Source organism: Serratia sp. JKS296 (assembly GCF_900215445.1).
Classification (GTDB): Bacteria; Pseudomonadota; Gammaproteobacteria; order Enterobacterales; family Enterobacteriaceae; genus Serratia; species Serratia marcescens.
On record NZ_OCMX01000001.1, the window covers coordinates 1093065 to 1105810 of the forward strand.

14 protein-coding genes are annotated in these 12746 nt (G+C 59.8%); 11 read left to right on the plus strand and 3 right to left on the minus strand.

The features are described 5' to 3' along the window. Positions 1-23 precede the first annotated feature (23 nt). A complete protein-coding gene (nadB, locus tag CRO23_RS05180; RefSeq protein ID WP_016929796.1) occupies positions 24-1625 on the minus strand; it encodes an L-aspartate oxidase in 1602 nt (533 codons plus the stop codon). 214 nt (positions 1626-1839) lie between these two features. Between nadB and rpoE the strand changes: the two genes are divergently transcribed. From rpoE to rseC, 4 genes are read left to right on the plus strand one after another with little or no spacing between them, the layout of a single operon-like run. Then, a complete protein-coding gene (rpoE, locus tag CRO23_RS05185; RefSeq protein WP_004929136.1) occupies positions 1840-2415 on the plus strand; it encodes an RNA polymerase sigma factor RpoE in 576 nt (191 codons plus the stop codon). 30 nt (positions 2416-2445) lie between these two features. After that, on the plus strand, positions 2446-3099 hold the full coding sequence (gene rseA / locus CRO23_RS05190; protein ID WP_097101495.1) for an anti-sigma-E factor RseA: 654 nt from the start codon (positions 2446-2448) through the stop codon (positions 3097-3099). Continuing rightward, entirely contained in the window at positions 3099-4055 is a 957-nt protein-coding gene (gene rseB / locus CRO23_RS05195; protein WP_016929794.1) for a sigma-E factor regulatory protein RseB, read from the plus strand. Before rseA ends, rseB begins: the two co-directional genes overlap by 1 nt. Further along, positions 4055-4531, plus strand: a complete 477-nt coding sequence (gene rseC, locus CRO23_RS05200; protein ID WP_004929144.1) for a SoxR-reducing system protein RseC — start codon at positions 4055-4057, stop codon at positions 4529-4531. The genes rseB and rseC overlap by 1 nt, the downstream gene beginning before the upstream one ends. On the opposite strand, the gene CRO23_RS05205 is transcribed toward rseC, so the two are convergent. After that, positions 4528-5364 carry a hypothetical protein gene (locus CRO23_RS05205; protein ID WP_016929793.1) on the minus strand — a complete coding sequence of 279 codons (837 nt, stop codon included), beginning with the start codon at positions 5362-5364 and terminating at the stop codon, positions 4528-4530. The genes rseC and CRO23_RS05205 overlap by 4 nt on opposite strands. 519 nt (positions 5365-5883) lie before the next feature. Between CRO23_RS05205 and lepA the strand changes: the two genes are divergently transcribed. The 7 genes from lepA (at position 5884) to acpS (ending at position 12434) form a co-directional block, all read left to right on the plus strand. Beyond that, a complete protein-coding gene (gene lepA, locus CRO23_RS05210) occupies positions 5884-7683 on the plus strand; it encodes a translation elongation factor 4 (RefSeq protein WP_004929150.1) in 1800 nt (599 codons plus the stop codon). A gap of 32 nt (positions 7684-7715) precedes the next feature. After that, complete coding sequence (gene lepB, locus CRO23_RS05215) at positions 7716-8693, plus strand: signal peptidase I (RefSeq protein ID WP_016929791.1); 978 nt, start codon at positions 7716-7718, stop codon at positions 8691-8693. 234 nt (positions 8694-8927) lie between these two features. Continuing rightward, positions 8928-9608, plus strand: a complete 681-nt coding sequence (gene rnc / locus CRO23_RS05220; protein WP_004929158.1) for a ribonuclease III — start codon at positions 8928-8930, stop codon at positions 9606-9608. Continuing rightward, a complete protein-coding gene (gene era, locus CRO23_RS05225) occupies positions 9605-10513 on the plus strand; it encodes a GTPase Era (RefSeq protein WP_004929162.1) in 909 nt (302 codons plus the stop codon). The genes rnc and era overlap by 4 nt, the downstream gene beginning before the upstream one ends. Before the next feature lie 6 nt (positions 10514-10519). Further along, the gene (gene recO / locus CRO23_RS05230; RefSeq protein WP_004929165.1) at positions 10520-11251 is read left to right on the plus strand and encodes a DNA repair protein RecO; all 732 of its coding nucleotides are present in this window, start codon (positions 10520-10522) and stop codon (positions 11249-11251) included. Between the two features lie 71 nt (positions 11252-11322). Then, on the plus strand, positions 11323-12054 hold the full coding sequence (gene pdxJ / locus CRO23_RS05235) for a pyridoxine 5'-phosphate synthase (RefSeq protein ID WP_097101497.1): 732 nt from the start codon (positions 11323-11325) through the stop codon (positions 12052-12054). Further along, positions 12054-12434 (plus strand): holo-ACP synthase, encoded by a 381-nt coding sequence (gene acpS, locus CRO23_RS05240; protein WP_004929169.1) that lies wholly within the window; start codon positions 12054-12056, stop codon positions 12432-12434. The genes pdxJ and acpS overlap by 1 nt, the downstream gene beginning before the upstream one ends. 44 nt (positions 12435-12478) lie before the next feature. On the opposite strand, the gene CRO23_RS05245 is transcribed toward acpS, so the two are convergent. Beyond that, a complete protein-coding gene (locus CRO23_RS05245; RefSeq protein WP_016929789.1) occupies positions 12479-12739 on the minus strand; it encodes a YfhL family 4Fe-4S dicluster ferredoxin in 261 nt (86 codons plus the stop codon). Between the last annotated feature and the right edge of the window lie 7 nt (positions 12740-12746).

Here is a 12746-nt window from a genome sequence, read left to right on the forward strand (position 1 = left end):
GATAAGGCGCCCTGTCGCTTCGTTTAAGGCTGCAAAATGGTCGGCAGCGCTTCCGGCAGCAAATCCGGGTAGTCCAGCGTGTAGTGCAGGCCGCGGCTCTCTTTGCGCGCCATGGCGCTGCGCACGATAAGCTCGGCCACCTGCACCAGATTGCGCAGCTCCAGCAGGTTGTTGGAGATGCGGAAGTGCGCGTAGTACTCGTCGATTTCCGCCTGCAGCGTGTTGATGCGGCGCAGGGCGCGCTCCAGCCGCTTGGTGGTGCGCACGATGCCGACGTAATCCCACATGAACAGCCGCAGCTCGTGCCAGTTGTGCTGGATCACCACCCGTTCGTCCGCATCATCCACCCGGCTCTCATCCCAGTGCGGCACCTGTTTGGCCTGCTGGATGAACGGCAGGCGCTGCAGAATGTCTTCCGCCGCCGACCAACCGTAAACCAGGCACTCCAGCAGCGAATTCGACGCCATGCGGTTGGCGCCGTGCAGGCCGGTGTAGCTGACCTCGCCGATGGCGTACAGCCCGTCGAGATCGGTGCGGCCATGCTGATCGACCATCACGCCGCCGCAGGTGTAGTGCGCCGCCGGAACGATGGGGATCGGTTGCCGGGTCAGATCGAAGCCCAGCGTCAGCAGCTTTTCGTGGATCATCGGGAAGTGCTGAGTGATGAATTCCGCCGGCTTGTGGCTGATGTCCAGGTACATGCAGTCGGCGCCCAGGCGCTTCATTTCATGGTCGATGGCGCGGGCGACGATATCGCGCGGGGCCAGTTCGCCACGCGGATCGAAATCCGGCATAAAGCGGCTGCCGTCCGGGCGCTTCAGGTAAGCCCCTTCGCCGCGCAGCGCTTCGGTCAGCAGAAAGTTGCGCGCCTGCGGATGGAACAGGCAGGTCGGGTGGAACTGGTTGAATTCCAGGTTGGCGACCCGGCAGCCGGCGCGCCAGGCCATGGCGATGCCGTCGCCGGAGGAGATGTCCGGGTTGGTGGTGTATTGATACACCTTGGCCGCGCCGCCGGTGGCCAGCACCACCGTTTTGGCTCGGTAGGTTTCCACCCGTTCCAGCTCGCGGTTCCAGACGTAAGCGCCCACCACTCGGCGGGTGCCCGGCAGGCCGATTTTGTTCGAGGTGATAAGGTCAACCGCGTTGCGGCGTTCCATCACGCAAATATTGGGGTGAGCGCTTGCTTTCCCCACCAGCGTGGTCTCTACTTCCTTACCGGTAGCGTCCGCGGCGTGCAGGATGCGGCGATGGCTGTGGCCGCCTTCGCGCGTGAGGTGATAATGCGCCTCGCCCTGTGCGTTGACCTCGGTGTCGAACAGCACGCCCTGATCGATCAGCCACTGCACGCAGTGGCGCGCGTTGCCGGCGATGAATTCGACGGCCTCTTTGTCGCACAGGCCGGCGCCAGCAATCAAAGTGTCATCAACGTGTGAGGCAATGCTGTCCGTCTCATCGAACACCGCGGCGATCCCGCCCTGGGCGTAAAAGGTGGCGCCCTCGCTGAGCGGCCCCTTGCTGAGGACGGTAACCTTGCAATGCTGCGCCAGGCGCAGCGCCAGTGACAGGCCCGCAGCGCCGCTGCCGACGATCAGGACATCGCTAACATGTTCAGATGATGGTTGCATAACGTATGATGTGTGCAGAAGAAGAGTGAATTTCATGTTAGCCTAACTGTCCGGGCAAAAGCCACGGATAGGGTGACATCAACAGAAAAAACAATGGCGATATGGAACTTCGTGTTCTATATGAACTCCAAGCGAGTGCTTGCTCAGGAAAATAATGTATGGCTGGCAGTACAATTTTACGCGTGGAGACGGATTTGGGGAGAGTTTACCTCGGATGAGCGAGCAGTTAACGGATCAAGTTCTGGTCGAGCGGGTCCAAAAGGGCGACCAGAAGTCGTTTAACCTACTGGTAGTGCGCTATCAGCATAAGGTGGCGAGTCTCGTTTCCCGCTATGTGCCGCAGGGCGATGTGCCCGATGTGGTGCAGGAGTCGTTTATCAAGGCCTATCGCGCACTGGAATCGTTCCGTGGCGACAGCGCTTTTTATACCTGGTTGTATCGAATCGCCGTGAACACGGCAAAGAATTATCTGGTTGCTCAGGGGCGCCGTCCGCCATCCAGTGATGTGGACGCCAACGATGCGGAAAATTACGAAAGTGCGGGCGCACTGAAAGAAATTTCGAACCCTGAGAACTTAATGTTGTCAGAAGAGCTGAGACAGATAGTTTTCCGTACCATTGAGTCGCTCCCTGAGGATCTTCGCATGGCGATTACCCTGCGGGAGTTGGATGGTCTAAGCTACGAAGAGATAGCCGCCATCATGGATTGCCCGGTCGGAACCGTACGTTCGCGTATTTTCCGCGCCCGGGAAGCTATCGATAATAAAGTTCAACCGCTGATCCAGCGTTAGCAATGGCGGGCACAGGAAGGGTACTTAGGCATGCAGAAAGAAAAGCTTTCCGCTCTGATGGATGGTGAATCGTTCGACAGCGAGCTGTTGAGTTCTCTGTCGCAAGATCGAACGCTTCAACAAAGCTGGCAGAGCTATCACCTGATACGTGACACACTGCGAGGTGATGTCGGGCAAGTGATGCATCTCGACATCGCCGATCGCGTCGCCGCTGCACTTGAGAAAGAACCCGCCCGGCTGGTGCCTTCCGCCGTTCAGGAATCTCAGCCGCAGCCTCACACCTGGCAGAAAATGCCGTTCTGGGACAAAGTGCGTCCTTGGGCGAGCCAGATTACGCAAATCGGCATGGCGGCCTGCGTGTCGCTGGCGGTGATCGTCGGCGTGCAGCAGTACAACCAGCCTTCTGCGACATCGAACGCGTCCGAATCGCCGGCCTTCACCACGCTGCCGATCATGGGCCAGGCCTCGCCGGTCAGCCTGGGCGTACCTGCCGACAGTTTCTCCACCGGCAGCGGCCAACAGCAGCAGGTGCAGGAACAGCGCAAGCGTATCAACGCCATGCTGCAGGACTATGAACTGCAACGTCGCCTGCATTCGGATCAGCTGCAGCTTGAGCAAGGCAACCCGCAACAGGCTGCCATTCAGGTTCCCGGAACTCAGTCTTTAGGAATGCAACAGCAGTAATGAAGCAAATCTGGTTCTCCGTTTGTTTATTGACGGGCAGCCTGCTCTATTCCAGCATCGCCCCGGCGCAGCCAACTGCGTCCGGGGCGTTATTGCAACAGATGAGCAGCGCCAGCCGTTCTCTCAATTACGAGCTCGCCTACATCAGCGTCAGCAAGCAGGGAATCGAGTCGTTGCGCTATCGCCATGCGGTGATCGGCAACGTGCCGCTCGGCCAGCTGCTGCATATGGACGGCCCGCGCCGCGAAGTGTTGCAGCGCGGCGGCGGGATCAGCTACTTCGAACCCGGTCTGGAACCGTTCACGCTCACCGGCGATCACATCGTCGATGCGCTGCCGGCGATCGTCTATGCTGATTTCACTCGTCTGGCGAAGTATTACGACTTCATCTCCGTGGGCAGCACCCGCATCGCCGATCGGCCGTGTGAAGTGCTGCGCGTGGTGGCGCGCGACGGTTCCCGCTACAGCTACATCGTTTGGATGGACGAAGACACCAAGCTGCCGCTGCGGGTGGATCTGCTCGATCGCGACGGCGAAACGCTGGAGCAATATCGGGTGATCTCCTTCGCGGTCGGCGCCGACGTGCAGGGCGCGATGCAGGGGCTGCTCAAAGCCAATTTGCCGCCGCTGCTGTCGCTGCCGGCGGTGGAAAACGTCCAGCTCAGCTGGAGCACCGGCTGGCTGCCGGCCGGCGTGGACGAGGTGGCGCGCAATCGCCGCAAATTGCCGAACGTCGCCGTGCCGGTGGAGTCCCGGCTCTACAGCGACGGTCTGTTCAGCTTCTCGGTCAACGTCAGCCCGGCGGGCAGCGGCGCCGGGCAGCAGTACTACCGTCAGGGGCGCCGCACCATTCAGACCGAAGTGCGCGCGGGCAACGAAATCACGATTGTGGGCGAATTGCCGCCGGCGACGGCCAAGCGCATCGCCGACAGCATTTCTTTCAAGGTATCGCCGTAATGATGAAAGAGTGGGCCACGGTGGTATCGTGGCAACAGGGCGTAGCGCTGCTGCGCTGTGAACCCAAGGCCGGCTGCGGCAGCTGCACCGCGCGCTCCGGCTGTGGCGCGCGTGCGCTGAACGAGCTGGTGCCGGAAACCGAGCATCAGCTGCAGGTACATATCGATCAGCCGCTCGAACCGGGGCAGCGCGTCGAGGTCGGCATCGCGGAAGGCAGCCTGCTGCGCTCCGCCATGCTGGTTTACCTGACGCCGCTGCTGGGCATGATGTTGGGCGGCACATTGCTGCAATATTGTTTCGGCAGCGACGCCTCGGCGGCAGTCGGCGCCGTATTGGGCGGTGGTGCGGCCTTTATGCTGGCTCGCCGCTTGGCTCGACGTCTGGGTGAGCAGGCCGATTACCAGCCGGTGGTGCTGCAGATTGGGTTGCCGCCTACCGCGATGCGCATGCAGGCGGAAAACTCCCCGCTGATTTAAACCGATGGCCGCGTCATCGCCGGGTTGTGATAGGCGGGGATGCGGTTGTGGATCATATGCTCCAACAGCGCGATGAACAGATCGGCGCTGAGCAGCGAATCGTAGTTAATCGCGAACAGCACATTTCCCTGGCCATCGAATAAGCGGATGCCGCGCTGCGGATGATTTTCCAACGTGCGGATCTGTTCGATAGGCACGTTTCCCCGTTCCGTCGTCAGCAGGGTGGCGCTCAGCCGCAGCGTTTCGGCCGGCGTGCCTTGCCGCTTGCCGAGCAGCAACTGCCACAGCCAGCGCGCGTCGCCCTCTATGGTGTGAAACGACACCGTCCCCCCCTGATAGAGCGCATTCAGCGCCAGCGGCCCGCGCTGCTGCAGCTGTTGGTCGACGATTACGTCCGCCAATCGCCACGAGTGGGCGACGTTGCTGAAAACCGTGCACCAGGGCTGATCCGCACCGGCGCGGAACGCCGTAACGTCAAACAGCCCGCCAAAAGCCTGGCCGCCGCGAAAGCGATAGATGTCGCTGATCTTCTCAAACGGGATGAAACGCTCTTTGTGATGGTGGCTGTCAAAGACCCGCACGCCGTGCTCGTACAGACGATAAGTCAGCGCCGGACGCAGGTAATGCCGCAGCGCCAGCAGCGTACAGCCGAGTAAAATCGTGCCCGCGCCGGCCTGCAACAGCGTGATGACCTGGCTCTCGTCAATGCTGCTCAGCAGCGGCAGCACCAACAGCGCCGCCCCCACACTAAACAGCAGCGCCGCCGCCGCCAGTATGCCCCAGTTGACCTTTGAAAAATCGTGCCGGCTCAGCATTTGCCCTTTATCGATCATAATGCACCTTCCAATCAACGTACGCAGATATGCTGGTGAACCCCGGTGGGCTGCCGATGTAGTGCCCTGAATAATGTTTTGTCGCGGAGCTCATGCCCTTTCTATCCGAGGGACGGTGGTGGCGTATATGGGGTTTTTCCTAAAGGAAGTGGGGCAAAATGGAATTCTAAGAGGTTGATCCAAATATTCTTTTTTTATAATTTCGGAGAGGGTTTATTGCGCTGTGGCCGGTTATGTATTAATGCCGGAGTTTGACGGCCACGAAGCACCGGCAAGCCTTGGGTTCAGGCCGCATCGTCCGCGTTAACATCTGTTTTCACCCGCCGGGGCGCCCTGTAACATTTAGCGGCGCATAATAGAATGCCTTCACTGCACCGATCGCTAGGTTTTCAGTGGTGTGGCATGTAGAATGCAGCGATTCAGGTGCAAGACGGCCTCACCCATTCACTGTCGCTTTAGGTCCATGCGGGTTTCTATAGGCGAGTAATTCAGAAATACCAAGGCAGAAAAACTTTTATAATGAAGCATATACGAAATTTCTCCATTATTGCCCATATTGACCACGGTAAGTCGACGCTGTCTGACCGCATTATCCAAATCTGCGGTGGCTTGACCGACCGTGAAATGGCTGCGCAGGTGCTCGATTCCATGGATCTGGAGCGTGAGCGCGGCATCACCATCAAGGCGCAGAGCGTGACGCTGGATTATAAAGCGCAGGATGGGCAGACCTATCAGCTTAACTTTATCGACACTCCCGGCCACGTTGACTTCTCCTATGAAGTTTCCCGCTCGCTGGCGGCCTGCGAAGGCGCGCTGCTGGTGGTGGACGCCGGCCAGGGCGTAGAAGCCCAGACGCTGGCCAACTGCTACACCGCGATCGAAATGGATCTGGAAGTGGTGCCGGTGTTGAACAAAATCGACCTGCCGGCCGCCGATCCGGATCGCGCCGCGCAGGAAATCGAAGACATCGTCGGCATCGACGCCACCGATGCCGTGCGCTGCTCGGCCAAAACCGGCGTCGGCGTGCCCGACGTGCTGGAGCGCCTGGTGCGCGACATCCCGCCGCCGCAGGGCGATCCGGATGCGCCGCTGCAGGCACTGATCATCGACTCCTGGTTCGATAACTACCTGGGCGTCGTGTCTCTGGTGCGCGTCAAGAACGGCACCCTGCGCAAGGGCGACAAGATCAAGGTCATGAGCACCGGTCAGGTGTATAACGCCGATCGTTTGGGCATCTTCACGCCGAAGCAGGTCGATCGCGACGTGCTGAACTGCGGCGAAGTGGGTTGGCTGGTCTGCGCGATCAAAGACATCCTCGGCGCGCCGGTGGGCGATACCCTGACGCAGGCGCGTCAGCCGGCGGATAAAGCGCTGCCGGGCTTCAAGAAAGTGAAGCCGCAGGTGTACGCCGGTCTGTTCCCAATCAGCTCCGACGACTATGAATCTTTCCGTGATGCGCTGGGCAAGTTGAGCCTTAACGACGCTTCCCTGTTCTACGAGCCGGAAAGCTCCACCGCGTTGGGCTTCGGCTTCCGCTGCGGCTTCCTCGGTCTGCTGCACATGGAGATCATTCAGGAGCGTCTGGAGCGTGAATACGATCTGGATCTGATCACCACCGCGCCGACGGTAGTCTACGAAGTGGAAACCACCGGCAAAGAAGTGATCTACGTCGACAGCCCGTCCAAGCTGCCGCCGCTGAACAACATCCAGGAACTGCGCGAGCCGATCGCCGAATGTCACATGCTGATGCCGCAGGAATACCTGGGCAACGTCATCACCCTGTGCGTTGAGAAGCGCGGCGTGCAGACCAACATGGTCTACCACGGCAACCAGGTGGCGCTGACTTATGAAATCCCGATGGCGGAAGTGGTGCTCGACTTCTTCGACCGCCTGAAGTCCACGTCGCGCGGTTATGCGTCGCTGGATTACAACTTCAAGCGCTTCCAGGCCTCCGACATGGTGCGCGTGGACGTGCTGATCAACAACGAGCGCGTGGATGCGCTGGCGCTGATCACCCACCGCGACAACTCGCAGTACCGCGGCCGTGAACTGGTGGAGAAGATGAAAGATCTGATCCCGCGTCAGCAGTTCGACATCGCGATTCAGGCGGCGATCGGCACGCATATCATCGCGCGCTCCACCGTGAAGCAGCTGCGTAAAAACGTGCTGGCGAAATGCTACGGCGGTGACGTCAGTCGTAAGAAAAAGCTGCTGCAGAAACAGAAAGACGGTAAGAAACGCATGAAGCAGGTCGGCAACGTCGAGCTGCCGCAGGAAGCGTTCCTGGCCATTCTGCACGTCGGTAAAGACGGCAAGTAACCGCGACGAGTTCGCGAAACGAGGGAGTTTGCATGGCGAATATGTTTGCCCTGGTCCTGGCGTTGGCCACTCTGGTCACCGGGATCATCTGGTGCTTCGAGCGCTTTAAATGGGCGCCGGCCCGCCGCGCGAAGATCGCGGCGGTCAACGAACAGACCGCGGGCGCCGTCGACGATAAAACGCTGGCGAAAGTGGCGAAGCAGCCTGGTTGGGTAGAGACTGGCGCATCGGTGTTCCCGGTGTTGCTGCTGGTCTTTGTGGTGCGTTCGTTTATTTACGAACCATTCCAGATCCCGTCCGGATCAATGATGCCGACGCTGTTGATTGGCGATTTCATTCTGGTGGAGAAATATGCCTACGGCATTAAAGATCCGATTACCCAGACGACGCTCATTGAAACCGGCCATCCGAAGCGTGGCGATATTGCGGTATTTAAATATCCGCTGGATCCGAAGCTGGATTATATCAAGCGCGTGATTGGCCTGCCGGGCGACCGTATTACTTACGATCCGGTGAATAAGCGCGTCACGGTGCAGCCGTCCTGCAACAGCGGGCAGTCCTGCGATACCGCGCTGGCCGTGACCTACGCCGATGCGCAGCCGAGCGACTTCGTGCAGCTGTTCAGCCGCAGCGGCATGGGCGAGGCCAGCAATGGCTTCTATCAGATCCCGCTGAACGATAACGTGCCGTCGGGCGGCATTCGCATGCGTGAGCGCCAGGAAAGCCTCGGCAACGTTACGCATCGCATCCTGACCGTGCCGGACGCGCAGGATCGGGTGGGCGCTTACTATCAACAGCCGGGCAAACCGTTGGCGGAGTGGGTGGTGCCGGCCGGGCATTACTTCATGATGGGCGACAACCGTGACAACAGCGCGGACAGCCGTTACTGGGGCTTTGTGCCGGAGAAGAATCTGGTGGGCAAAGCCACGGCCATCTGGATGAGCTTTGAAAAACAGGAAGGCGAGTGGCCTACCGGCGTGCGTTTCAGCCGGATCGGCGGCATTCATTAATCGCTGATTTATTCCCTGTCAATTTCACGCCGCAGCCTACTGCGGCGTGAAAGATTAAGGGGATATAAACACAGCATTATGTTTCCACTCGTTGTAGAATACTTTCTCGAGCGATAAAAGTTGGCTCCTGCTGGGAGCCACTGCAAACGAAACAGCTTTGGATCGGCTTTCGGCGAAGCAGGCCTGTTCCGTGTGCTGCAAGTTTTTGACGCATTCTTGATCTATTGGTAACTCATGAACCCCATCGTAATAAACAGGCTGCAGCGGAAGCTGGGCTACACTTTTCAACAGCAGGAGCTTTTACTGCAGGCTTTGACTCACCGCAGCGCCAGCAGTAAACACAATGAACGTCTTGAGTTTCTGGGTGACTCGATTCTGAGCTTTGTCATCGCCAATGCGCTCTATCACCGTTTTCCTCGCGTAGACGAGGGCGACATGAGCCGCATGCGCGCCACGCTGGTGCGCGGCAACACGCTGGCGGAGATGGCGCGCGAGTTTGACCTGGGCGAATGTCTACGGCTTGGGCCGGGCGAATTGAAAAGTGGTGGGTTCCGCCGCGAGTCAATCCTGGCGGATACGGTGGAGGCATTGATCGGCGGCGTGTTCCTGGACAGCGACATCCAGACCGTCGAGCGTCTGATTTTGGACTGGTATCGCAGCCGGTTGGACGAAATCAGCCCCGGCGATAAGCAGAAAGACCCGAAAACCCGTTTGCAGGAATTTTTGCAGGGGCGTCATCTGCCGTTGCCTTCTTATTTGGTGGTGCAGGTTCGCGGAGAAGCGCACGACCAGGAGTTTACCATCCACTGCCAGGTGAGTGGTTTGAGCGAGCCCGTGGTGGGCACCGGCTCGAGCCGCCGTAAAGCCGAGCAGGCGGCAGCGGAACAAGCGCTGAAAAAGCTGGAGCTTGAATGAGCGAAGTAAAACAACACTGCGGGTTTATCGCCATCGTCGGCCGCCCGAACGTGGGCAAATCGACGTTGCTGAACCAACTGCTGGGGCAGAAGGTTTCCATTACGTCGCGTAAGCCGCAGACGACCCGTCACCGCATCATGGGCATCGACACCGATGGCGCCTATCAGGCGATCTACGTCGATACCCCAGGGCTGCACATCGAAGAAAAACGCGCCATCAACCGTTTGATGAACCGCGCGGCCAGCAGCTCAATCGGCGACGTTGAGCTGGTGATCTTCGTGGTCGAAGGCACCAACTGGACCGCCGACGACGAAATGGTGGTCAACAAGCTGCGCAGCCTGCGTTGCCCGGTATTGCTGGCGATCAACAAGGTCGATAACGTTACCGACAAATCCAAGCTGTTGCCGCATATCGCGTTCCTCAGCCAGCAGATGAATTTCCTCGACGTGGTGCCTATCTCCGCCGAGAAAGGGATGAACGTCGACACCATCGCCGGCATCGTGCGCAAGCTGCTGCCGGAAGCGGAACACCACTTCCCGGAAGATTACATCACCGATCGTTCCCAGCGCTTTATGGCGTCTGAGATCATCCGCGAGAAGTTGATGCGTTTCCTGGGCGAAGAGCTGCCGTACTCGGTGACGGTAGAAATCGAACAGTTCGTGGCCAACGATCGCGGCGGCTACGATGTGCACGGCCTGATCCTGGTTGAGCGCGAAGGCCAGAAGAAAATGGTCATCGGCAACAAGGGCGCCAAGATCAAAACTATCGGCATCGAAGCGCGCCAGGACATGGAACAGATGTTCGACGCCAAAGTGCATCTCGAGCTGTGGGTGAAAGTGAAATCCGGTTGGGCGGACGACGAACGTGCGCTGCGCAGCCTGGGCTATGTTGACGATCTGAAGTAACGATCCGTGGACGGCTGGGAGCGCGCTTTCGTCCTGCATGGGCGGCCGTACAGTGAAACCAGTCTGATGCTGGATCTGTTTACCGAAGGTCATGGGAGGGTGCGCTTGCTGGCAAAAGGCGCGCGCAGCCGCCGCTCCAATCTGAAGGGTTGCCTGCAACCCTTTACCCCCCTGTTAGTGCGCTGGGGCGGCCGTGGCGAAGTGAAAACGCTGCGCAACGCCGAAGCGGTCTCTCTCGGTTTACCCCTCAGCGGCATGATGCTTTACAGCGGCCTGTACGTGAACGAACTGCTGGCGCGCGTGCTGGAGCAGGAAACCAACTACTCGGTGCTGTTCTTCGACTACTTGCAATGCCTGCAGGCGCTGGCGGCGGAAGACAGTTCGCCGGAACAGGCGCTGCGCCAGTTCGAGCTGGCTTTGTTGCATCATCTCGGCTACGGCCTCGATTTTCTGCACTGCGCCGGCAGCGGCCTGCCGGTGGATGACGCCATGACCTACCGCTACCGCGAAGAGAAAGGCTTTATCGCCAGCCTGGTGGTGGATCATTACAGCTTCACCGGGCGCGAACTGCGCGCGCTGGCGGAACGGCAGTTTCCCGATGCCGAGACGCTGCGCGCCGCCAAGCGCTTCACCCGCATGGCGCTGAAGCCTTACCTCGGCGGCAAGCCGTTGAAGAGCCGCGAACTGTTCCGCCAATTCGTGCGCAAACAGCCGAATACGCCGGTCGACGACGCCTGACCTTTTCCCCTTTTGCCGCCCTGCGCCCGCGTGTAAACTGCTGGCACTGAAAATCGTATTTAGAGGTTGTCATGGCTGATTTGCTGCTGGGCGTCAATATCGATCACATCGCCACGTTACGTAACGCGCGCGGAACCCAATACCCGGATCCGGTTCAGGCGGCATTCATTGCCGAACAGGCGGGGGCCGACGGCATTACCGTGCATCTGCGCGAAGATCGCCGCCATATCACCGACCGCGACGTGCGCTTGTTGCGCCAGACCATCCAGACGCGCATGAACCTGGAGATGGCGGTGACCGACGAGATGCTGGACATCGCCATTGAGCTGCAGCCGCATTTCTGCTGCCTGGTGCCGGAAAAACGCGAGGAAGTGACCACCGAAGGCGGCCTGGACGTCGCCGGCCAGCTGGACAAAATGAGCGTGGCGGTTGAGCGCCTGGCGCAGGCGGGCATTCTGGTTTCGCTGTTCATCGATCCCGATCATCGCCAGATCGACGCGGCGGTGGCGGTGGGCGCCCCTTACATCGAAATCCACACCGGCGCCTACGCGGAAGCGCAGGGCGAGCTGGCGGTACAGGCCGAGCTGCGCCGCATCGCGGTAGCCGCCGCCTACGCGGCCGAGAAGGGGCTGAAGGTCAACGCCGGCCACGGCCTGACCTACCATAACGTGCAGCCGATCGCCGCGCTGCCGGAAATGCACGAGCTCAACATCGGCCATGCGATTATCGGCCAGGCGGTGATGAGCGGGCTGCCGACCGCGGTTGCCGACATGAAAGTGTTGATGCGGGAAGCGCGCCGGTAATGGCGGTGCTCGGGCTGGGTACCGACATCGTCGAGATGGCGCGTATCGAAGCGGTGGTGGAGCGCAGCGGCGATCGTCTGGCGCGCCGGGTGCTGAGCGACGCCGAGTGGGCGCTGTATCAGCAGCACCAGCAGCCGATCCGCTTTCTGGCCAAACGTTTCGCGGTGAAAGAGGCCGCCGCCAAGGCGTTCGGCACCGGCATTCGCAACGGCCTGGCGTTCAACCAGTTCGAAGTGTTCAACGATGCGCTGGGCAAGCCGAATATTCGTTTGCACGGTCGCGCCGCCGAACTGGCGGGGGAGATGGGGGTCACCGCGATCCACGTTTCGCTGGCCGACGAACGGCGTTATGCCTGCGCGACGGTGATCGTCGAAAGCTGAAAAGAGAAAGGGCGCCTGTGGCGCCCTTGTCAGTCCTGCGGCGATTAAATGCGATCGGCGTGGTGCAACACCACGAACTTGTCCCACAGCTGCTCATTAGTCTCGCGATGCTGCGGATCGGTGATGATGGTGTTGTCGATAGGGCAAACCTGCTGACAGGTCGGCGTATCGTAATGGCCGACGCACTCGGTGCAGCGATCGGTATCGATTTGGTAAATGTCATCACCCATCGAAATTGCCTGGTTCGGGCATTCCGGCTCGCACATGTCGCAGTTGATGCATTTGCGTGTGATTAGCAGGGCCATGACGTAT